20 protein-coding genes and 1 tRNA gene are annotated in these 18980 nt (G+C 70.1%); 9 read left to right on the top strand and 12 right to left on the bottom strand.

From position 1 onward, the window contains the following. Window position 1: 1 nt before the first annotated feature. Genes ACLJQF_RS18730 through ACLJQF_RS18740 form a run of 3 tightly spaced genes read right to left on the bottom strand, consistent with a single transcriptional unit; the run spans window position 2 to window position 3154 of the window. Entirely contained in the window at window positions 2-1051 is a 1050-nt protein-coding gene (locus tag ACLJQF_RS18730) for a sensor histidine kinase (protein WP_410610231.1), read from the bottom strand. Continuing rightward, window positions 1048-1749: a response regulator transcription factor gene (locus ACLJQF_RS18735; protein ID WP_410610233.1), complete on the bottom strand. Its 702-nt coding sequence runs from the start codon at window positions 1747-1749 to the stop codon at window positions 1048-1050. Before ACLJQF_RS18735 ends, ACLJQF_RS18730 begins: the two co-directional genes overlap by 4 nt. Before the next feature lie 10 nt (window positions 1750-1759). After that, window positions 1760-3154, bottom strand: a complete 1395-nt coding sequence (locus ACLJQF_RS18740) for a hypothetical protein (RefSeq protein WP_410610235.1) — start codon at window positions 3152-3154, stop codon at window positions 1760-1762. A gap of 159 nt (window positions 3155-3313) precedes the next feature. On the opposite strand from ACLJQF_RS18740, the gene ACLJQF_RS18745 reads away from it, so the two are divergent. The 5 genes from ACLJQF_RS18745 to ACLJQF_RS18765 are packed head-to-tail and all read left to right on the top strand — an operon-like array spanning window position 3314 to window position 6882. Further along, window positions 3314-3958, top strand: a complete 645-nt coding sequence (locus ACLJQF_RS18745) for a glycosyltransferase family 2 protein (RefSeq protein WP_410610352.1) — start codon at window positions 3314-3316, stop codon at window positions 3956-3958. Further along, entirely contained in the window at window positions 3955-4638 is a 684-nt protein-coding gene (locus ACLJQF_RS18750) for a DUF2064 domain-containing protein (protein WP_410610236.1), read from the top strand. Before ACLJQF_RS18745 ends, ACLJQF_RS18750 begins: the two co-directional genes overlap by 4 nt. Further along, window positions 4638-5270, top strand: a complete 633-nt coding sequence (locus ACLJQF_RS18755; RefSeq protein WP_410610238.1) for a methyltransferase domain-containing protein — start codon at window positions 4638-4640, stop codon at window positions 5268-5270. The genes ACLJQF_RS18750 and ACLJQF_RS18755 overlap by 1 nt, the downstream gene beginning before the upstream one ends. Beyond that, entirely contained in the window at window positions 5267-6382 is a 1116-nt protein-coding gene (locus ACLJQF_RS18760; RefSeq protein ID WP_410610239.1) for a molybdopterin-dependent oxidoreductase, read from the top strand. The genes ACLJQF_RS18755 and ACLJQF_RS18760 overlap by 4 nt, the downstream gene beginning before the upstream one ends. Continuing rightward, window positions 6355-6882: a hypothetical protein gene (locus ACLJQF_RS18765; RefSeq protein WP_410610240.1), complete on the top strand. Its 528-nt coding sequence runs from the start codon at window positions 6355-6357 to the stop codon at window positions 6880-6882. Before ACLJQF_RS18760 ends, ACLJQF_RS18765 begins: the two co-directional genes overlap by 28 nt. A gap of 137 nt (window positions 6883-7019) precedes the next feature. Here the strand turns inward: ACLJQF_RS18765 and ACLJQF_RS18770 are convergent, their stop codons facing one another. From ACLJQF_RS18770 to ACLJQF_RS18800, 7 genes are all read right to left on the bottom strand, one after another. Next, entirely contained in the window at window positions 7020-8429 is a 1410-nt protein-coding gene (locus ACLJQF_RS18770; protein WP_410610241.1) for a trypsin-like peptidase domain-containing protein, read from the bottom strand. A 73-nt stretch (window positions 8430-8502) separates the two neighbouring features. After that, a complete protein-coding gene (galT, locus tag ACLJQF_RS18775; RefSeq protein WP_410610242.1) occupies window positions 8503-9585 on the bottom strand; it encodes a galactose-1-phosphate uridylyltransferase in 1083 nt (360 codons plus the stop codon). Continuing rightward, window positions 9582-10382 (bottom strand): DeoR/GlpR family DNA-binding transcription regulator, encoded by an 801-nt coding sequence (locus tag ACLJQF_RS18780; RefSeq protein WP_410610244.1) that lies wholly within the window; start codon window positions 10380-10382, stop codon window positions 9582-9584. Before ACLJQF_RS18780 ends, galT begins: the two co-directional genes overlap by 4 nt. 202 nt (window positions 10383-10584) lie before the next feature. Next, complete coding sequence (locus tag ACLJQF_RS18785; RefSeq protein WP_410610245.1) at window positions 10585-11994, bottom strand: ATP-binding protein; 1410 nt, start codon at window positions 11992-11994, stop codon at window positions 10585-10587. Further along, a complete protein-coding gene (locus ACLJQF_RS18790) occupies window positions 11991-12683 on the bottom strand; it encodes a response regulator transcription factor (protein ID WP_410610246.1) in 693 nt (230 codons plus the stop codon). Before ACLJQF_RS18790 ends, ACLJQF_RS18785 begins: the two co-directional genes overlap by 4 nt. A 66-nt stretch (window positions 12684-12749) precedes the next feature. Then, window positions 12750-13358: a trimeric intracellular cation channel family protein gene (locus tag ACLJQF_RS18795; RefSeq protein WP_410610248.1), complete on the bottom strand. Its 609-nt coding sequence runs from the start codon at window positions 13356-13358 to the stop codon at window positions 12750-12752. Further along, window positions 13359-14012 carry a response regulator gene (locus tag ACLJQF_RS18800; protein WP_013230063.1) on the bottom strand — a complete coding sequence of 218 codons (654 nt, stop codon included), beginning with the start codon at window positions 14010-14012 and terminating at the stop codon, window positions 13359-13361. It abuts the gene before it with no gap. A 274-nt stretch (window positions 14013-14286) separates the two neighbouring features. Between ACLJQF_RS18800 and ACLJQF_RS18805 the strand changes: the two genes are divergently transcribed. Next, window positions 14287-14362, top strand: a tRNA-Arg gene (locus tag ACLJQF_RS18805). A 133-nt stretch (window positions 14363-14495) separates the two neighbouring features. Next, window positions 14496-14735, top strand: a complete 240-nt coding sequence (locus ACLJQF_RS18810; RefSeq protein WP_410610250.1) for a hypothetical protein — start codon at window positions 14496-14498, stop codon at window positions 14733-14735. Window positions 14736-14833: 98 nt separating this feature from the next. Here the strand turns inward: ACLJQF_RS18810 and ACLJQF_RS18815 are convergent, their stop codons facing one another. Both ACLJQF_RS18815 and ACLJQF_RS18820 read right to left on the bottom strand, forming a co-directional pair. After that, a complete protein-coding gene (locus ACLJQF_RS18815; RefSeq protein ID WP_410610252.1) occupies window positions 14834-15559 on the bottom strand; it encodes a PaeR7I family type II restriction endonuclease in 726 nt (241 codons plus the stop codon). After that, the gene (locus tag ACLJQF_RS18820; RefSeq protein ID WP_410610253.1) at window positions 15549-17219 is read right to left on the bottom strand and encodes an Eco57I restriction-modification methylase domain-containing protein; all 1671 of its coding nucleotides are present in this window, start codon (window positions 17217-17219) and stop codon (window positions 15549-15551) included. The genes ACLJQF_RS18815 and ACLJQF_RS18820 overlap by 11 nt, the downstream gene beginning before the upstream one ends. A 501-nt stretch (window positions 17220-17720) precedes the next feature. Between ACLJQF_RS18820 and ACLJQF_RS18825 the strand changes: the two genes are divergently transcribed. Both ACLJQF_RS18825 and ACLJQF_RS18830 read left to right on the top strand, forming a co-directional pair. Then, window positions 17721-18044, top strand: coding sequence for a transposase (locus ACLJQF_RS18825; protein WP_410610254.1), 324 nt, complete (start codon window positions 17721-17723; stop codon window positions 18042-18044). Continuing rightward, on the top strand, window positions 18044-18955 hold the full coding sequence (locus tag ACLJQF_RS18830) for an IS3 family transposase (RefSeq protein ID WP_410610255.1): 912 nt from the start codon (window positions 18044-18046) through the stop codon (window positions 18953-18955). The genes ACLJQF_RS18825 and ACLJQF_RS18830 overlap by 1 nt, the downstream gene beginning before the upstream one ends. Window positions 18956-18980 lie beyond the last annotated feature (25 nt).

Raw genomic sequence — 18980 nt, forward strand, 5'->3', positions numbered from 1 at the left:
TTCAGGGCATCGCGAGCGGCAGTCGCACCTCGAACCGGCACCCCGGCCCGTGGTTGTGCACCCCGATCCGCCCCCGATGGGCCTCGACCAGCCCCTTGGCGATGGCCAGGCCGAGCCCGCCCCCGCTGGTCGTCCCGCCACGCTCCGGCGTCCGCGCCTGCGTCCCGCGGAAAGCGACGTCGAAGACCCGGTTGATCTCGTCGTCCGGGATGCCGCCGCAAGAGTCGTCGACGGCGAGGAGGGCCTCGTCGCCGTCGACGCCGATCTGCACCGCCACCGTTCCGTCGGGCGGGGTGTGCCGGATCGCGTTGGACACCAGGTTCCGCACGATCCGGGCCAGTTCCGGGTCGCTGCCGGTCACCACCGGCCAGGTCGACGCGTTGGCGAGCACCCGGACCCGTTTCCGGTGGGCCACCGGCGCCTGGGCGGCGACGGCGTCGCTCACGACGTCCCGCAGCGGCACCGCGGACATCGTGAGCTCCAGGGCGCCCGCGGTGATCCGCGAGAGCTCGAACAGGTCGCCGACCATCGCGGACAGCCGCCGGGTCTCGCCGCTGATCCGCTGGGCGTAGTCGGCGACCTCGTCGCGTTCGGACACCACGCCGTCGGCCAGCGCCTCGGCCATCGCCTGGATCCCGGCCAGCGGGCTGCGCAGGTCGTGGCTGATCCAGGCGACGAGTTCGCGCCGCGACGCCTCGGCGGCGCGTTCCCGGTCGCGCGCCTCGCGTTCCCACACACTGCGGCGCGCGATCGCCCGGCCGAGGATGATCGCCGCGGGCACGGTGACCAGCGCGACGAGCAGGCAGACCAGGAGCATCGTGGTCAGGGCCGGGGTGAACATGAACCCGCTGATCCCCAGGACGCCGACCAGCGTGGCGAGCACCGGGATCAGCACCAGCACCGAGAGCGTGGTGGTCAGCGAACCGCGCCGCAGGACGTACAACGCCACCCCGCCCAGCGCCGCGACCGGCAGCGAGAACAGCAGCGCGAACGGCAGGATGTGCCAGAGGTGCGTCAGCATCTCCGGGAAGGACTCGCCCGAGCCGATCACGGCTGCTCCCGGTCGTAGCGGTAGCCGACGCCCCACACGGTCGCCACCCGGGTCGGCTTGGCCGGGTCGCGCTCGATCTTCTCGCGCAACCGTCGCACGTGGACGGTCACTGTGGACTGATCACCGAAGTCCCAGCTCCACACCTTCTCGAGCAGGTCCGCGCGCGAGTAGGCGACGCCCGGGTGGGCGAGGAAGAACGCCAGCAGGTCGAACTCCCGGGTGGTGAGCGGCAGTTCACGGCCACCGAGGGTCGCGGTCCGCGCTTTCATCTGCAGGCGCAGGCCGCCGTCCACGAGCTCGGCGGCGGCCGGCTCCGGACGTGGCATCCGGGCGCGGCGCAGCACGGATGCCACGCGCAGGGCGAGTTCCTTGGGGCTGAAGGGTTTGGTCACGTAGTCGTCGGCGCCGAGCTGGAGCCCGGCGATGCGGTTCTCCTCCTCGCCGAGAGCGGTGAGCATGACGATCGGCACCTGGCTCACCTGACGCAGCCGCCGGCACACCTCCAGGCCGTTGATCCCCGGCATCATGACGTCGAGGACGACCAGGTCGGGCTCGTGGGCGCCGAACTTGGCCAGGCCTTCGGCACCGTCGCCGGCCATGTCGACGGCGAACCCGGCCACCTCGAGGTAGCGGCGGACGACGTCGCGGACCGTCTCGTCGTCGTCGACCACGAGCACCCGTCCGGCCTGATCGTTCATCACGTCTCCCTCACCAGCCCGTCAGCAGCAGGTGGTTGATCGCCAGCGCCGTCGCCGCCTGCGCGGCCAGCCACCACCGGCGACCGGGCCGCGGCAGCAACGCCGTCATCGGCAGCAACCACACCCCGAACGGTAGCCAGATCCGCTCGGTCTCGGCTTTCGACAGGCCCGAGACGTCGGCGAAGAGGACGGCCGCCAGGGCGGCGAGGCCGAGCAGGAGCACCGGATCGGTGAGGAAGGCCCGGCGTGGAGACGCGAGACCCCGCCGCACGGCGGCCACGACGGCGGGGCCGACGGCGACGGCCACCGCCGCGAGGTCGGCCCACACCCAGTACGAATAGGGCCGGACCAGTGCCACGCCCTGGTAGTAGCGCTCGACGACCAGGTGGTAGCCGTCGAGCCACCAGAAACCCGCCCAGGCGAAAATGCCCACGACAGCCAGCGCCGCGGCGATCGCCAGTGCCGCTGCCCGCCACTGCCGGCCGAGGAGGGCGACCGCCACCGCGAGCACGCCGAGCAGCACCAGGCCGTACGACAGGAAGATCCCGAAGCCGAGCAGCACCCCGGCGGCCAGCCCGGCCGGAACGGCGTACCGGCGGCCGTGGGCGAATCCCGTCGCGGACAGCGCGAGCAGCGCCAGACCGGTGGCGGTCACCCCGGCGAACAGGCCGTCCGCCGACACGCCGATCCACACCGCGCCGGGGGTGAGGACGACGAACGGCAGCACCGCGCGGGCCGCCTCGGGCCGGCCGAGCAGGGCGACCGTGGCCGGCACGGCCACCGCCACCAAGCTGCCCGCGAGCACCACGGCCGTGGCCGCCCACGCGCCGCCGTGCAGGCCGATCCGGTCCAGCCAGACGAAGACGAGCGTCGCGCCCGGCGGGTGACCGGACACGTGCGTCGTCCACGAATGCGGCTGGAAGTCGAGGATGCGGGCGGAGAACTCACGCAGCATCAGCGGGATGTCGGTGATGCCGGGGACCTCGTGGAGGTACTCCTGCGGAATGGTGAGGCGCCCGGCGAACCCGCGCGCCCAGCCGTCGACCATCGCCAGCGAGAAGATCCAGGTGAGCGAGGCGAGATAGCCGGCGGCGAGCGCCCGGCGCCACGGCAGGCGGGCGGCCAGCGCCGGGCCGTGCAGCACCACCGCGACCGCGACCAGCACGGCGAACACCGAACCCGGGCCGACGTGCGGCAGCCAGTCGGCGAACAACGGCGGCGCGGACACGAAGATGACCACGCCGGAGTGCGGCCGGTTGTAGTAGAGGCCGACCGCGGTGGCGGTGGCGACGAGCACCACCGCCGCGGCGACCGCGCCGAGGTCGGCGCGGCGGCCGGGCACCGGGGCTTCGGGTTCGCGGGCAGGCGGCTCGGCGAGCCGGGCTGCCGATTTCGGCTCGCTCATCGTCGCCCACCCTAGGTTCGCGGCGGGCGATCCGCGCCCCGGGAACGGCAGCCGTAACGACGCGGTAAGAACTCACCGGACGTCATGATTCGGTAAGCGCCGCAAGGGTTCTGCGAGACTACCCGCGGACTTACGGTCGGCGCCGTGACTGACTTGGAAGTGGACGTCGTCCTCCCCTGCCTCGACGAAGCGGCGGCCTTGCCCGGCGTGCTGGCCGGCCTGCCGCCGGGCTACCGCGCGATCGTGGTCGACAACGGCTCGTCCGACGGCTCACCCGACGTGGCGGCTTCGCTCGGCGCGAAGGTCGTCCACGAGCCGCGCCGCGGCTACGGCGCGGCCGTGCACGCGGGGCTGGAAGCCGCGACCGCGGACATCGTGTGCTTCGCCGACGCCGACGGGTCCCTGGACCTCGCCGACCTGCCGCGGCTGGTGACCGCGGTCGAGCACGGGGCGGACCTGGCCGTCGGACGCCGGGTGCCGACCGGTCCGGGGGTGTGGCCGTGGCACGCGAGAGCGGGCAACGTCGTGCTGGCGCTGCTGCTGCGCGGCCGCGGGCTGCCGGTGCGGGACATCGCGCCCTTGCGCGCCGCGGACCGGCGGACGCTGCTCGGCCTGGGCGTCGCCGACCGGGCGTTCGGCTATCCCCTGGAGCTGCTGATCAAGGCCCAGCGTGCCGGGTGGCGGGTCCGCGAGTTCGACGTCCGCTACGGCGAGCGCGCCAAGGGCACGAAGTCGAAGGTGTCCGGGTCGGTGCGGGGGACGCTGCGTGCGGTCCGCGACTTCGGGCGGGTGCTGGCCCGATGACGCGTCCGTTCGTCCTGCTGGTCGTGGCCAAGGCGCCGGTTCCGGGCCACGCCAAGACCCGGCTCAGCCCGCCCGCGACCCCGGCTCAGGCGGCCGAGATCGCCGCGGCTGCGCTGCTCGACACGCTCGACGCCGTCTGCGCGGTGCCCGGCGCCTTGCCCGTCGTCGCGATGACCGGCGACCTCGGCTCGGCCGCCCGGCCCGTCGAAATCGGCATGGCCTTGCGCCACGTCACCACGATCCCGCAGCGTGGTCCCGATTTCGGCGCCCGGCTGGCGAACGCCCACGCGGACGCCGCCGAGGTGCACACCGGCCTGCCGGTCCTCCAGATCGGCATGGACACCCCGCAGGTCACGCCGGATTCGCTCGCCGCGGCCGCCGCACCGGTCCTGCACGGCGGCCACGACTCGGTGCTCGGGCCGGCCGCGGACGGTGGCTGGTGGGCGCTGGGCCTCGCCGAGCCGCGGCACGCGCAGGCCCTCACGGACGTCCCGATGTCCCGCGAAGACACCGGTGAACGCACGTTGCGCGCCCTCACCGCGTGCGGGCTGCGGCCGCGGCGAGGGGCCCTGCTGTCCGATGTGGACACCATGACTGACGCCCGCTCGGTGGCGGCGGCGTGCCCGGGTGGCCGGTTCGCCCGCGCCGTCGCGGCGGTCGGCGGACGGGCGGTCGCGTGATGACGGCCCCGGTGAGCACCGGCCACGAGTTCGACCGCGGCCTGCTCGGCCACCGATGCTGGCTCGAGCTGGCCGACGGCGAGCGGATCGAGCTACCGGTGGAACGCTGGACCGAGCCGTCCGACGGGGACGACATCCTGCTCGACGCGTGTTCGGGCCCCACCATCGACCTCGGCTGCGGGCCGGGCAGGCTCACCGCGGCGCTGGCCGGACGCGGGATCGTCGCGCTGGGCGTCGACAGCTCGCGCACGGCCGTCGCGCTGACCCGACGGCGCGGTGCAAGTGCGTTGCAGCGCAACCTCTTCGACCGCCTACCCGGCGAAGGGCGGTGGCGGCACGCCCTGCTCGCGGACGGCAACATCGGCATCGGCGGCGACCCGGCCGCGCTGCTGCGCCGCACGGCGCGGCTGATCGCCCCTGACGGAGACGTCCTCGTCGAGCTGGAGCCGCCCGGCCGGGGACTGCGGCACGAGCGCGTCCGGCTGCGGCCCGGCCACGCCGATGTCGCCTGGTTCACCTGGGCCTGGGTCGGGGTCGACGCGATCGCCGAGGTCGCCGCGCGCGCGGGCTTGCGCGTCGACTGGACCACCCGTCGCGGGCGCCGCTGGTTCGCGCGATTGGAGCGATCGTGAAACTCCCGATCCCGGCGGAAGACCAGTTCCGGGCCGCGGCGCACCACGAGCGCGTGACGTCGAAGATCGGCCTGGCACTCGCGGTCACGTTCACGACGTGCTTCGTGACGGGACTGCTCAGCCACTTGATACAGCACCCGCCCGGGTGGTTCTCCTGGCCCAGCCGGCCGGTCGGGCTGTACCGCGTCACGCAGGGGCTGCACGTGATCTCGGGCGTGGCGTCGATCCCGTTGCTGCCGGCGAAACTGTGGAGCGTCTACCCGAAGCTGTTCGGCCGGCCGCTCGTCCGCTCGCTGCCGCATGCCCTGGAGCGGCTGTCGATCCTGGTGCTGTCCGGTGCGGCGTTCTTCGAGCTGACCACCGGGCTGCTGAACGTCGCGCAGAACTACCCGTGGGGCTTCTACTTCCCACAGGTGCACTATGCGGTCGCGTGGCTGGCCATCGGCTCGATCCTGGTGCACGTCGCGGTGAAGCTGCCGATCATCCGCCGGGCCCTGAGCCGGACCACCGTCGAGGAGCCGCCGGCGGAGGGGCTGTCCCGGCGGGGCTTCCTGGTGACGACCGGGCTGGCGACCGGCGTCGCGGTCGTGGCCACCGCGGGCGCGACGGTCCCGTTCCTGCGCGGCGTCTCCGCCCTTTCCTGGAAGACCGGCAAGGGCACCCAGAACCTCCCGGTGAACCGCACGGCGGCGGCCGCGGGCGTCGCGTGGTCGCCGTCCTGGCGGCTCTCGGTGGTGACCCCGCGCGGCACGACGAAATTCTCGCTCGACGAGCTGCGCGCCCTGCCGCAGACGACGGCAGAGCTCCCGATCGCGTGCGTTGAGGGCTGGAGCCAGTCGGCCACCTGGCGCGGAATCTCCCTGCCCACGCTGTTGAAAGCCGTCGACGCGGCACCGGGCACGGCGCTTCGGGTGTCCTCTTCGGAGCGTGGTGGGCTGTACGGCGTCAGCGTGCTCCCCGGCGAGCACACGGCCGACGAGCTGACACTCCTGGCCTTGGAACTGAACGGCGAGGTCCTCGCCCCCGACCACGGCTTCCCCTGCCGGATCATCGCCCCGAACCGCCCCGGCGTGCTGCAGACGAAGTGGGTCACGAAGCTGGAGGCGCTGTGAAGATCGCCCGTGCGCTCCTCGCGCTGCCAGGCCTCGCGGCGCTGGCGTGGGGCGTCATGCTGTTCGCCGAGTACGCGCTGCCCCTGCGTCCCGACGTCCTCGGCACCCTGAGCTGGATCATCGGCGGCCCGATCCTCAACGACGCGGTCATCGCCCCGCTGACGGCCCTGCTCGGCCTCGCCCTGGCCCGGCTCCTCCCGCCCCGCTGGCGAACCCCCGTCGTCGCGGGCACGGTCAGCACCGCCACGCTGGCCATCCTGGCGGTCCCCCTGCTCTGGCGCCCGTACGGAACCCCACCCATGCCCGGCCTCCACGACACCAACCCAACCCCCGCCCTGGCCCTCACCGTGGCAGCAGTCTGGCTAGCAGTGGTCCTGACCGCCCTCCGTCCCCGTGTCGTCCCCCCAATCACGAGTGATGCCCCGCCAATCACGCGAGATACCCCTCCAGACACGCGAGATGCCTGTTCCGACACACCGGCCGACCGTCCCGGCCCCTGAACAGGGCACAAATGCGGCCACGCGCGACCGGCATCGAGTGCCTGGTCGCGCGTGGCCTTGTGGGTCCGGCCCCGAAAACGGGGGTCGAGCCTAAGTTGGTCTCGGCCGCGCCAGGGCGGCCGAGCGTCTGAACTGGATCAGTTGGGCTGGACGGGCTGGCCGCCGAACGTCAACTCGACCGTGCGGCTGTCGGAGAGGGTGAACGTCGCCTTCTCGTCCGGGGCCCGGGTGCGGACCGCCGCGACCAGCGTGTCGGCCGAATCGATCGGGCGGTCGTCGATCTTGGTGACGACGTCGCCCGACTTCAGGCCGGCCTTCTCCGCCGGGCTGCCCGGCTTGATGGCACCCAGCTCGGCGCCGCCCTGCGGGGCGTCCTTGACCTCCGCGCCGATGTAGGTCTGCACCGCCTGGCCGGTCTTGATGATCGTGTCCGCGGTGCGGCGGGCCTGGTCGATCGGGATGGCGAAGCCGATGCCGACGTTGCCGCCTTGGGACTCGCCCTGGCCCTGGCCTCCGGACGCCGACTGCGGGCTGTAGATCGCGGAGTTGATGCCGATGACCTGGCCGGCCATGTTCGCCAGCGGGCCACCCGAGTTGCCCGGGTTGATCGCCGCGTCGGTCTGGACCGCGTCCATCACCGTGGTCTGGTCACCGCTGCTGCCGCCCGCCCGCACTGGCCGGTGCAGCGAGCTGACGATGCCCGAGGTGACCGTGCCGGCCAGCTCGAACGGCGACCCGATGGCGACCACCGACTGGCCGACGCGCAGGTCGTCGGACCGGCCGAGCTCCACCGGGGTCAGGTTGCCGACGCCGTTGACCTTGACGACCGCGATGTCGGTCGTCGGATCGCGGCCGACGACCTTGGCGGCTGCCTTCTTGCCGTCCTGGAACACGGCCTGGATCTGGCCGCCGTTCGCGGCGACCTCGACGACGTGGTTGTTCGTCAGGATGTAGCCGTCGGTGCTGATCACGAACCCGGAGCCCTCGCCGGCCCCCTGCTGGCCGCTGACCTGCAGCTCGACCACGCTCGGCGACAGCTTCTGCGCGACGGACTCGACCGAGCCGGCGGGCGCGTTGCCGGTCTGCTGGGCCGGCTTCGGCGCGTTGAGCGCATTGCTGGACGGGCCGGACGACCCGGCGGTGAAGTACCCGACCGTCCCGCCCGCGACGCCACCGACCAGCAGCGCGACCAGCGCGACGCCGGCGAGCAGCTTCCCGCCGGACCGCTTGGGCTCCGGCGGCGGGGCCGCGGAGTAGCCGGGCTGCCCGTACGGGTTGGGCGGCGGGTAGACGCTCTGCGGGTTCTGGCCGGACGGCATCTGCGCACCCGGGGCGGACCACGGGTTCGCGGTCTGCCCGCCGTACGCCGGATCGGCCCCCGTCACCGCGTGATAGGACGGCTCCGAATACTGCGGCGCACCGCCGGACTCGGGCTGGGCCTGCTCACCGTACGGGCTCCCCGCCCAGCCGCCCTGGGCCGGCTGCTGGCCGGTCTCGGGGTGCCGCGGCGCCGCGGGGTCGTGCGCGCTGGGGTCGTTCTCGGTCATGTCCTCACCTTGCGCGATGGTCCTGAGAGGTTCCTGAGCCGAACCTGTGCATCGCAGATGAGTATGGCCGGGTTCAGCCCGCCGCGCGGAGCCGTTCCGCGATCTGCTCCGGCGTCGCGTCGTTGATCCACACCGCCATGCCCGACTCGGACCCCGCCAGGTACTTCAGCTTGTCCTTCGCGCGCAGCACGGAGAACAGTTCCAGGTGGAGCCAGCCGAGCTCGCGGTCGCGCCGCACCGGCGCCTGGTGCCACGCCGCGATGTACGGCAGCGGCCGGTCGTACAGCGCGTCGCAGCGGCGCAGCACGTCGAGGTAGACGTCGGCGAAGTCGTCGCGCTCGGCGTCGGTCAGCGCGGGGATGTCCGGGACCTGCCGGTGCGGCACGATCTGGACCTGGACCGGCCAGCGTGCCGCCGGCGGCACGTACGCCGTCCAGTGCTCGCCGGAGGTCACCACGCGCGCGCCGGACTTGCGTTCGGCCGCGAGCACGTCGCCGAGCACCGGGCGGCCGTGTTCGGCCTGGTAGGCGCGGGCGACTTCGAGCATCCGCTCGGTCTTCGGGGTGACGAACGGGTAGCCGTAGATTTGCCCGTGCGGGTGCGACAGCGTGACGCCGATTTCCTCGCCGCGGTTCTCGAACGGGAAGACCTGCTCGACACCGGGCACCGCGGACAGCCCGGTCGTGCGGTCCGCCCACGCGTCCACCACGGCCCGCACCTGCTTGGCGCTCAGCTGCGCGAAGGAACCGTCGTGGTTGCTGGTGAAGCAGACGACCTCGCAGCGGCCGCGGCCGGGCCGCACCGGCACCAGGCCGAACCCGTCCACAGTGGACGGCTCACCGATGACGTCCTCGGCGAAGGACGGGAACCGGTTCTCGAAGACGACGACGTCGTAATCGCTTTCCGGGATCTCACTCGGTTTTCCGGGCTTGCTCGGGCACAGCGGGCACAGGTCCGCCGGCGGCTTGTACGTCCGCGTCTGGCGGTGCGCGGCCATCGCGACCCACTCGCCGGTCAGCGGGTCCAGCCGGATCTCCGACGCGGCCGAAACCGCCGGCAGGTCACGGGTGTCCTCGGCGACGCGGTCGGGCGCGCCGGGCTGGTCGAAGTAGATGATCTCCCGGCCGTCGGCCAGGTTTCGTACGGTTCGCTTCACGCTTCTTCGGCCTCGACCGTCTCCGCCGTTTCGGCAATCATGAGTTCCCCTGCCCTTTCGGCAAGTATTTCCTTGGCCTCGCCGGGAATCCCGTCATCGGTGACGACGACGTCGGCCTCGTCCAGGTCGGCGATCGTCGAGATCCCGACGGTGCCCCACTTCGTGTGGTCGGCGAGCACGACCAGCTTGCGCCCGGCCTCGACCAGCGCGCGGTCGGTCTCGCTCTCGGTGAGGTTCGGCGTGGTGAACCCCGGCCCGTCGGCCATCCCGTGCACGCCGAGGAAGACGGCGTCCAGGTGCAGCGACCGCAGGCTGTGCACGGCGACCGGCCCGACCAGCGCGTCCGACGGCGTCCGCACGCCGCCGGTGAGCACGACCGTGCGGTCCGGCTGCGTCGACCCGCGGAGCACGTCGGCGACCTGGATCGAGTTGGTCACGATGGTGAGCCCGGGGATGGCGTCGAGCGCCCGCGCCAGTGTCCAGGTGGTGGTGCCGGCGGAGATGCCGATCGCGGTACCGGGCCGGATCAGCGTCGCGGCGAGCTCGGCGATGGCTTCCTTCTGCGCCCGCTGGCGCACGGACTTGGCCTCGAAGCCGGGTTCGTCGGTGCTCTTGCCGACGACCGAAGTGGCGCCGCCGTACACCTTTTCGACGAGCCCGCGCCCGGCGAGGACGTCGAGGTCACGGCGCACCGTCATGTCGGACACGCCCAGCCTGGTCACGAGGTCGCTCACACGGACCGCACCGGTCCGGCGGGCCTCTTCCAGGATCACCGCCTGTCGCTGACGCGCCAGCACCGTTCACTCCGTCCGTCGAACCTCAACCACACAAAATCCTACACGATTCAACACGGAATCTGTGAGCGAAAGAGGGTGAACTTCGAAACACCAGGTCATGGCGACGGCAGCATGTGTGGTCTCGGCCCCGAGACGAACAGGACGCCGCCGACGCCACGAGCGCGGCGAACCGCAAGTCTGGCGGCAGCGTGCCGCCAACGGTTCAGCCGGGTGCCCCCGGCAGCCGGATCGTCATCAACGCGCCGCCCTCGGGCGCCCGCGAGGCGTACACGGCCCCGCCGTGCCGCTCGGCCGCGTGCTTCACGATCGCCAGCCCGAGACCCGAGCCCGGCAGCGTCCGCGCCTCCGACGAGCGGTAGAAGCGGTCGAACACCTTGGGCAGGTCCTCTTCGGCGATGCCCGGCCCGCCGTCGGCGATCTCGACCACAGCGGTACCGTCGCCGAGCGGGTACAGCCGCACCCACACCGTCGCATCGGGCGGCGAGAACTTCACCGCGTTGTCGAGCAGGTTCAGCACCGCGCGCTCGAGCGAGCTGTTGTCACCGGTGAGCACCCACGGCTGCAGCGAGACGTCGAAGTTGATCTCACCCGCCCGCCGCCGCGCCCGGTCGAGCGCCCGCTCGACGACCTCCAGCAGCTCGACGCGCTCGAAGCGCTCGCGCGGCTCGTCCTGGCGCGCGAGCTCGACCAGGTCGCCGATGAGCTGCGTCAGCTCGTCGAGCTGGCCACTGATGTCGGCGACGATGTCGATGCGGTCCTCGTCCGGCAGCGGCGGCGCGCCCGGCTTGCTCGCGGCGAGCAGCAGCTCGAGGTTGGTGCGCAGCGACGTCAGCGGCGTCCGGAGCTCGTGGCCGGCGTCCGCGACCAGCTGGCGCTGGCGTTCCTGCGAGTCCGCGACCGTGCCGAGCATCGTGTTGAACGTCTGGGTGAGGCGCGCGAGTTCGTCGTCGCCGCTGACCGGGATGGGCCGCAGGTCGCCGGTCTTGGCGACACGCTCGGCGGCCGACGTCAGCCGGTCGACCGGGCGCAAGCCGGTGCGGGCCACCGCGGTGCCCGCCGCGGCGGCGACCAGGATGCCGGCGCCGCCGATCAGGAAGAGCACCAGCGCGAGCTCGTTCAGCGTCCGCTTGGTCGGGCCCATCGACTGGGCCAGCACGATGGCCTCACCGTGCCCGGTCGGCAGGGCGACCACGCGGCTGTCGGACCGGAAGTCCGTCCGCAGCGACTCCGCCGAATCGCCGTTCGCGACGGCCAGCTCGTCCGGCCCGAACGGCGGCGGCGAACTCGACAGCGGGTAGGTCATCACGGCGTGCTGGACGTCGGGCGCCGCGTTGAGCTGCCCGATCTGCAGGTCGGCGCTGGCCAGGAAGGCGCCCGGGACCTGCCGCAGCTCGGTCTGCACCTGCGGCGAGTTGGCCGCGGCCTGCGCGCGGGCCAGCAGGCTGTCGTCGAGCTGCTGGTAGAGGTTGCTGCGCACGACCATGTACGCGCCGATCGACACCAGCGCGACGGCACCGGCGACGCAGGCGGCGGCGAGCAGCGTCACCCGGCCGCGCAGCGAGAACCGGCGGGCTCCCCAGCGCGTGCCGCGGGGATCGCCCGGTTCGGTCACGGCGGGGTTTCCCTCAGGACGTACCCCACTCCCCGCACCGTGTGGATCAGCCTCGGCTCCCCCTCGGCCTCCGTCTTGCGGCGCAGATAGCCGACGTAGACCTCCAGCGCGTTGCCCGACGTCGGGAAGTCGTAACCCCATACTTCCTCCAGGATCCGGCCACGCGTGAGGACGTGCTTCGGGTAGGAAAGGAACAGTTCCAGCAGGGCGAATTCGGTCCGGGTCAGGCTGATCTCGCGACCACCGCGGCGGACCTCCCGCGTGCCCGGGTCGAGGGTCAGGTCCGCGAAGGCCAGCGCTTCCGAGGCCTGGCCGTTCGGACCCTCCGGGATGGCGCGGCGCAGCAGCGCCCGCAGCCGGGCGAGCAGCTCCTCGAGCGCGAACGGCTTCGGCAGGTAGTCGTCGGCGCCGGCGTCCAGCCCGGACACCCGGTCGGAGACGGTGTCGCGCGCGGTCAGCACGAGGATCGGCAGATCGTCACCGGTGCTGCGCAGGCGGCGAGCGACCTCCAGGCCGTCGAGCCGGGGCATCATGACGTCCAGCACCATCGCGTCGGGCCGGTCGGCGATGATCGCCTCCAGGGCCTGCGCACCGTCACTGGCCAGCTGGACCTGGTAGCCGTTGAACTCCAGGGACCGCCGGAGCGACTCACGGACGGCGCGGTCGTCGTCCACCACAAGGATGCGCATGGCGCTAGTTTTACGCAGCGTGCTGAGACCCGCCTAAGAACACACGCAGAACTCACAAAGGATTTCTCACTCCGGACCGCGCGCGACCGGCGCGTTCCAGTGCCTCCAGAGCGCGACCATCCGCACACTGACGACGACAGCGGCCGCGACAACGGTCACCGGCCCCTCCGGAAGTTGCACAGAGTGACCAACGGCGACGAGCACCGAGCCGGCCAGCGCGGCCACGGCGTAGATCTCCTTCCGCAGGACGAGCGGGATTTCCCGGAGCAGCAGATCGCGCACGGCCCCGCCCCCGATGCCGGTCGTCATCCCGATCAGACACGCGGCGTAGACGGTGGCACCGGCGTTGAGCGCGATGGTCGTCCCGGCGGTGGCGAAGACGCCGAGCCCGAGCGCATCCGCAAGGAGAACGCCTCGCCGCAGCCGCGCGACCTGCGGGTGGAAGACGAAGACGGCCAGCGCGGTCCCGGCACAGACGGCGAGGTAGGGCCAGTTCCGCAGCGTCGTGGGCGGATGGATGCCGAGCAGGACGTCCCGGATGACACCACCGCCGAGAGCGGTGGTGAGCCCGACCACGACGACACCGAAGACATCGAGCCGCGCCCGCACCGCGGCGAGCGCGCCGGACGCGGCGAAGGCGACGAGCCCGACGAACTCCAGCGCCGTGAGCAGCATCTATTGGTCGAGAAGTCCACCGCGGTAGGCCAGCAGCGCGGCCTGCACCCGGTTCGCCGCACCGATCTTGGAGAGCACAGCGGAGACGTACCCCTTGACGGTGGCTTCGGAGAGGTGAAGCCGCCCGCCGATCTCGGCATTGGACAGGCCCTGGCCAATCAGAGCGACGACCTCCCGTTCCCGTTCGGACAGCGACGCGAGCAGCTTCCGGGCGGGCTGAGCAGCACGTTGTTCGTCCCGGTGAGACTGAACCATCCGCGCGGCAACACCCGGATCCAGCACGGCCCCACCCCGGCTCAGATCCCGTACGGCCCGCAGCAGCGCGGCGGGGTCGATGTCCTTGAGCAGGAAGCCGTTGGCCCCGAGCCGCAGCGCGAGGCTGACGTATTCGTCGATGTCGAAGGTGGTCAGCATGGCCACGGTGGGCGGATCGGGCAGGGCGAGGATGGCCCTCAACGCCCGAATGCCGTCGTCAGGAGCCCGCATCTTGATGTCGAGCAGGGCCACATCGGGGTGATACCGCCGGGCGACCTCCACCGCGGATCTGCCGTCGCTCGCCTCGCCCACGATCTCGATGTCCTGGGCCCCGGACATCATCGCGCGCAGCCCCGAGCGCACCAGTTCCTCGTCGTCGGCGAACATGAGCTTGATCAACGAAGCCCTCCGCAACAGCCAGTAGGAGGCGGCTCCCCGCGTCCCGTTAACGAAGGTTACCTACTGTTGTTCAGCAGTTCGAAACCAGACACGACCAGGTGAGGCGCTCGTCCGTCCAGGTCAGGTCCGGTCGGCGGTGCGCCAGGGTGTATCCGCGAGGTGGGAGGACGGTGAGAACCACTCACCTGGGTGACGACGAGAGTCGGGCTACGCCATCCGTGCCCCCGCACTCGTACACCGTCCGGTCAAGCTAAGCTTGCGTCGGCTGAAGCAGGCCCTCGTAGCTCAGGGGATAGAGCACCGCTCTCCTAAAGCGGGTGTCGCAGGTTCGAATCCTGCCGGGGGCACCAAGTCAGCCAGCGTATGACCCTTTCGCTCCGCAGGAGGGCTTGGTGACGCGGCTGCGAAGCGTTGGGTTGCCACATCCATGTCGCCAGGGATGAACGTGGGTGCAGTGGTTCCCGGCCGGTGATGTCGACCCCAGTGGACGAAGGTCTGCATGACACGACGGAGAGCTTCGACCCTGCTGCTGTCGGTAGCGCCCAACTCGGTGAGGATCTCGCCCAGCTCGTCCAAGCTCCGCAAGCACTGGCTGGCGTTGTGGACGAGACGGAGGTCGAACTTTCCAACGCGGGCATCGGCCTGCGAGCCTTCCCCCAAGGCATCGATGTTGACGACTCGCTTGGCATCGTCGGGGACGCCCAGGCGAGCAGCAGTTCATGATCCTCACCAGGGAGTGCTCTGCGTTTCGCCTGGCCGGAAGACGAACCCGCGCACCATCGCCGATCTCGCGGGGTTGGACATCGGTTCAGTCAAACCGGCTACTCGTCACTCAGGGCTTGCATCGCGAACTTGACCCGCGCCTCGATCTGGGTTGCCAGCGTCTCGGCTGTCGCGGTCCGGATCGGCTCGGCGTGGCCGATGGTGCCATCGTCGTTGACCCAGGTGATTAGCATCCACCCCGCGTCATAGACCTTCTGTGAGATGAGCCGCTCAATCGCGATGGCGTACTGGCTCGCATATGTCATGATCTGGAACGCGGGGTCGTCGAGGGGGAAACGGATCTTCGCCTTCTGCGCAGGCATCAATCGAATGGGGTCACCGCTCTCCGCGTCTCGGTTGAACGTCATGCACCACGCGGCCCAGACCCCGAGATTGCCGAACGCTCCCGTCAATTCCTGTACAGCCTTCGCGTCGACGGCGCTGCCGATCGCTTCTTCGATGCGGTTGTTTGCGTTGTTGCCCGGACTCGACGCCTGCGACTTCAGCTCTACGACGCCCACCAGGTGGCCCTTATGCTTTGCTACCACGTCCCAGTTCTTCGAGCGGCGGTAGTAGCCCGGGATGATGCTGTCCACGCTGACGTCCGACTCGGCGAGTCCTGCGTCCACGAACATCTGCCTGACGAACATCGCGATGCTCTGCATGTGCCGCGCGTCGCGCGCCTGCGCGCCGGTGTCCGACCTGCCGTCGGCGGCGAGCCGGACGACGGCTTCGTTTTTCGCTCTCCACCAGTTGACCAGGAGTGGTTCGACATCACGCGTCATGGTTAGGCACCGTATCGGTCAGCTCGTACTCCAGGATGTCGATTCCGTAAGCTCGTGCCGCGGCAGAGGTCGCAGCTTCGACATCGCGCGTTCGGAAGGCGCGGCGCAGCTCATCGGCGAGTTCGCTGGAGATCGCGGTTGGCGCGGGCACGCGGATCTTCTTCAGGTACTGAGCCTGGAACCGCAGGGTTCCGCCGCGCATCCGCACGCAGTATGCCTCGATGAAGGCCTGCGCAATCCGGGACAGCAGGATCCCGCCTAGGACTTCCATGTCCCACGTCTCCGAGACGACGTAATAGAGGTTGTGGTGAGGGTAGTGGCCACCTGGCTCCAGCACCGGGTGGATATGCGCCTTCATGTCCTGCAGCAACAGCTTCGGCCTGTCGATGATCGAGGCATTCACTTTGTCGATGGTGCGATGCCAACGATCGGGGTTCTTTTTCGCGACGAATCGATCTTTGATCGCCGGGTGCGCGCTCAGGTGGGCGGTGAGGCGCGGATAGTCGGCAAGATCGACGAGGTTGCCGTCAGCGTCCCACGGATTCACCAGGTAGTTGCCCTGCCACTCGAACGAGCCCGACATCAGGTCTCGGCGCATCGAGAGCGGCAGCATTCGACCCGGCTCCGCCGCGTCAGCGTCCTTAGTGACATAGGCCTTGTCAGCACCAGTGGCGATTCCGATGGAGACACGAGTACCGGTGGCCTCGTCGTGCAGTGAGGCGAAGCCGTCGTTGAGACGCTCGATCAGAGCGAGGCGTGCCGGCGAACCCGTGGGCCACATCTCGCCAGCCGGAAACCAGTGCGGGAGGCGGTGGGCGCGAACACCAAGGTCAGTGAAGAGCGTCAGCGATTCGTCGCGCGACCACTTGGCCAGCGCCTGTGCTGAGGACTCGCCGAACGCGGCGGTGGTGTCCGCGACGACCGACGTGCCCTGCGGTTGATTGGCTAGCACAGTAATCGCCGGGTAAGCAGAGACGGCGGACTCGAACGCGTCGACATCGTGCATGGTCCAGACGTGCTGGACCGAATACTGGGAGGACACCAGGTCGCGCAAAACCACGCCGTACTGGTTCCGCATCCAGCGGTCGGCGCAGATGAAGCCGACTCTGCCACCGGGTTTCAGCATCCCGAGGCATCGCTCGTAGAAACCAACGTAGATGTCGCCGCGGCCCTTCATGGTTGTCCAAGCGCGGCGGTACTCGGCCGCCGTGCTGGCGTCGAGGTCGTCGTAACGGATGTACGGAGGGTTACCAATGGCGACGTCGGCGGCCAGGTCGTCGACGCCAGGCAGCAGGAAGTCCTGATGACGCACCCAGCTCTTCGCAAGCGTGGTGGCCGTGTCTTCGGGCGCACCTGCGGCAGCGAGCAAGTCGCGGCAAATCCGGCGAGCGGTCTTGACGTGCTCCGGCTGCAGGTCATACGCGCGGACGGCGTCGCCGAGCAGCGCGAAGTCCCGGCCTTGGGCTAGCGCCGAGGAGATCAGGCGTTCGACCGCCGGGCCGAGGAACGCCCCGGATCCGCACGACGGTTCGAGCAGATGCAACGAGCAAAGGTCCCGATCGGCGGTGTAGCCGGTGATATCGAGCAGAACGTCGACGACCCAGCGGCGAGTGAAAATCTCGCCGTAGTTGGCTGTCGGTGTGGAAACGGTCAGGGTCACCCCCGCCACTCTAGAGACGACCACTGACGGTTCTGAAGCCGACACGACCGGGGTGGTCTCCCGGCTGTCAACCAGATGACGGTCTTACCCGGCCGGAGGCATCCTCTTCGGCTGGACCGTGCCATCGATCGCAGTCGCATGTCGCGCCCAGTCGAGACTCACATCGCGCAGAGCGTGGATGAGGCTGATCGCGGACTCGACGCGGATGCGGAGACCTGTCAGCTGGTGATCGTGTGCAGGGTGCGTCGTAGTAGCACTCCATCAGACGGCGCGGGTCACCCTTGAAGTCGCCCAGTGGTATTCGTTCAAGAAGCAATGACACTGCCGTTCGATGTTCGTGCTTGACCGAACACCGAACAGTTGAGACGATTAGCGCCATGCCCATCGATAGACGCCGGGCCATTGATGCCTCGATCTCCGCACTCTCCGCTGTTTGACGTTCACCCCGGGTAGTGGACACCGAGTTAGTAGGACCAGCTGTCCTGCTGAAAGGATGTCCTCATGCCTCCTCGCAAGCGCCGGTCGTACCCGGCGGAGTACAAGGTCGAGGCTGCTCACCGCGTGATCGACTCCGGCCGCACGATCGCTGAGGTCGCCCGCGAGCTGGGTATCGATCCGGGCATGCTCAGTGTCTGGGTCAAAGACGAACGACGCCGGATCACCGCGGCCGAGTCCCACGGGGACAAACCCCTGGAGGCCGCCGAGCGGGCCGAGCTGCTGCGGCTGCGCGGGCAGGTCACCGAGCTGGAGAAGGACAACGCGTTCCTGGTAAAAGCTTCGGCGTACTTTGCCGCGATGCAGAAGAACCGGCCCGGTTCGCTCTGATGGCCAAGTACGCCGGCCCCGACACCATCGCCGAGACCGGCACCTCCTCGCCGCAGCGCACGCAGTTCTCGGTCCGGCGGATGGCGCGGTTGCTGGGCGTGTCGACCTCGGGTTACTACGCACACGCCAAACGCGTGGCGGCGACGGTGCTGACGCCGCGGCAGCAACGCCGAGCCGACCTCGAGGTGAAGATCATCGAGGCCCACCAGGACTCCCGCGGAACCTACGGTTCGCCGCGGATCACCGCCGAGCTGCGTCAGGGGGGTGAGGTGGTCACGGCGAAAACAGTTGCCAAGATCATGGCTTCGATCGGGCTGGAGGGCATCAGCCCACGCACGTTCAAGGTCAAGACGACGGTGGCCGATCCGTCCGCGTCGTTCCCGCCGGACCTGGTCGAACGTGACCCCGACCGGGGCCGGCCTGATGCGGTCTGGTTCACCGACGTCACGTACCTGGCGTGTGGTGAGGGCGAGATGTTCTTGTGCGCGATCCGGGACGGGCACTCCCGGAAAGTGCTGGGCTACAGCATCTCTGACCATATTGGTGCCAGGATGGTCACTGACGCCATCGACGCCGCGGTGGCTGCACGTGGCGGCCGGTGTCGTGGCACGATTCTGCATTCCGACCGCGGCGGCGAGTTCACGGCGCATCTGACGGCGCAGGCGTGTTTGCGGTATGGGTTGCGTCGGTCGATGGGCGCGACCGGGGTCTGCTGGGACAACAGTCCGGCGGAGTCGTTCTGGTCGACGTTCAAAAACGAGGAATACTACCGGCACGTCTACGCCACGAAGACGGAACTCGTTGCTGCAATTGACAATTGGGTGAAGTTCTACAACAGTGTGCGGCGGCACTCCTCGATCGGGATGCTCAGTCCCGACACCTTCGAGCAGTCACTCCCCACGGCTGCCTGAACCTTCGTAAGCCCCTGTCCACCGT

It is taken from the genome of Amycolatopsis sp. lyj-109 (assembly GCF_046548995.1).
GTDB lineage: Bacteria > Actinomycetota > Actinomycetes > Mycobacteriales > Pseudonocardiaceae > Amycolatopsis.

What these genes read in the sequence shown, in the direction of transcription:
- ACLJQF_RS18815 (WP_410610252.1), bottom strand. Translation starts at nt 15,559, where the DNA reads ATGACGCGTGATGTCGAACCACTCCTGGTCAACTGGTGGAGAGCGAAA.
- ACLJQF_RS18825 (WP_410610254.1), top strand. Translation starts at nt 17,721, where the DNA reads ATGCCTCCTCGCAAGCGCCGGTCGTACCCGGCGGAGTACAAGGTCGAG.
- ACLJQF_RS18750 (WP_410610236.1), top strand. Translation starts at nt 3,955, where the DNA reads ATGACGCGTCCGTTCGTCCTGCTGGTCGTGGCCAAGGCGCCGGTTCCG.
- ACLJQF_RS18740 (WP_410610235.1), bottom strand. Translation starts at nt 3,154, where the DNA reads ATGAGCGAGCCGAAATCGGCAGCCCGGCTCGCCGAGCCGCCTGCCCGC.
- ACLJQF_RS18755 (WP_410610238.1), top strand. Translation starts at nt 4,638, where the DNA reads ATGACGGCCCCGGTGAGCACCGGCCACGAGTTCGACCGCGGCCTGCTC.
- ACLJQF_RS18830 (WP_410610255.1), top strand. Translation starts at nt 18,044, where the DNA reads ATGGCCAAGTACGCCGGCCCCGACACCATCGCCGAGACCGGCACCTCC.
- ACLJQF_RS18770 (WP_410610241.1), bottom strand. Translation starts at nt 8,429, where the DNA reads ATGACCGAGAACGACCCCAGCGCGCACGACCCCGCGGCGCCGCGGCAC.
- ACLJQF_RS18735 (WP_410610233.1), bottom strand. Translation starts at nt 1,749, where the DNA reads ATGAACGATCAGGCCGGACGGGTGCTCGTGGTCGACGACGACGAGACG.
- ACLJQF_RS18790 (WP_410610246.1), bottom strand. Translation starts at nt 12,683, where the DNA reads ATGCGCATCCTTGTGGTGGACGACGACCGCGCCGTCCGTGAGTCGCTC.
- ACLJQF_RS18795 (WP_410610248.1), bottom strand. Translation starts at nt 13,358, where the DNA reads ATGCTGCTCACGGCGCTGGAGTTCGTCGGGCTCGTCGCCTTCGCCGCG.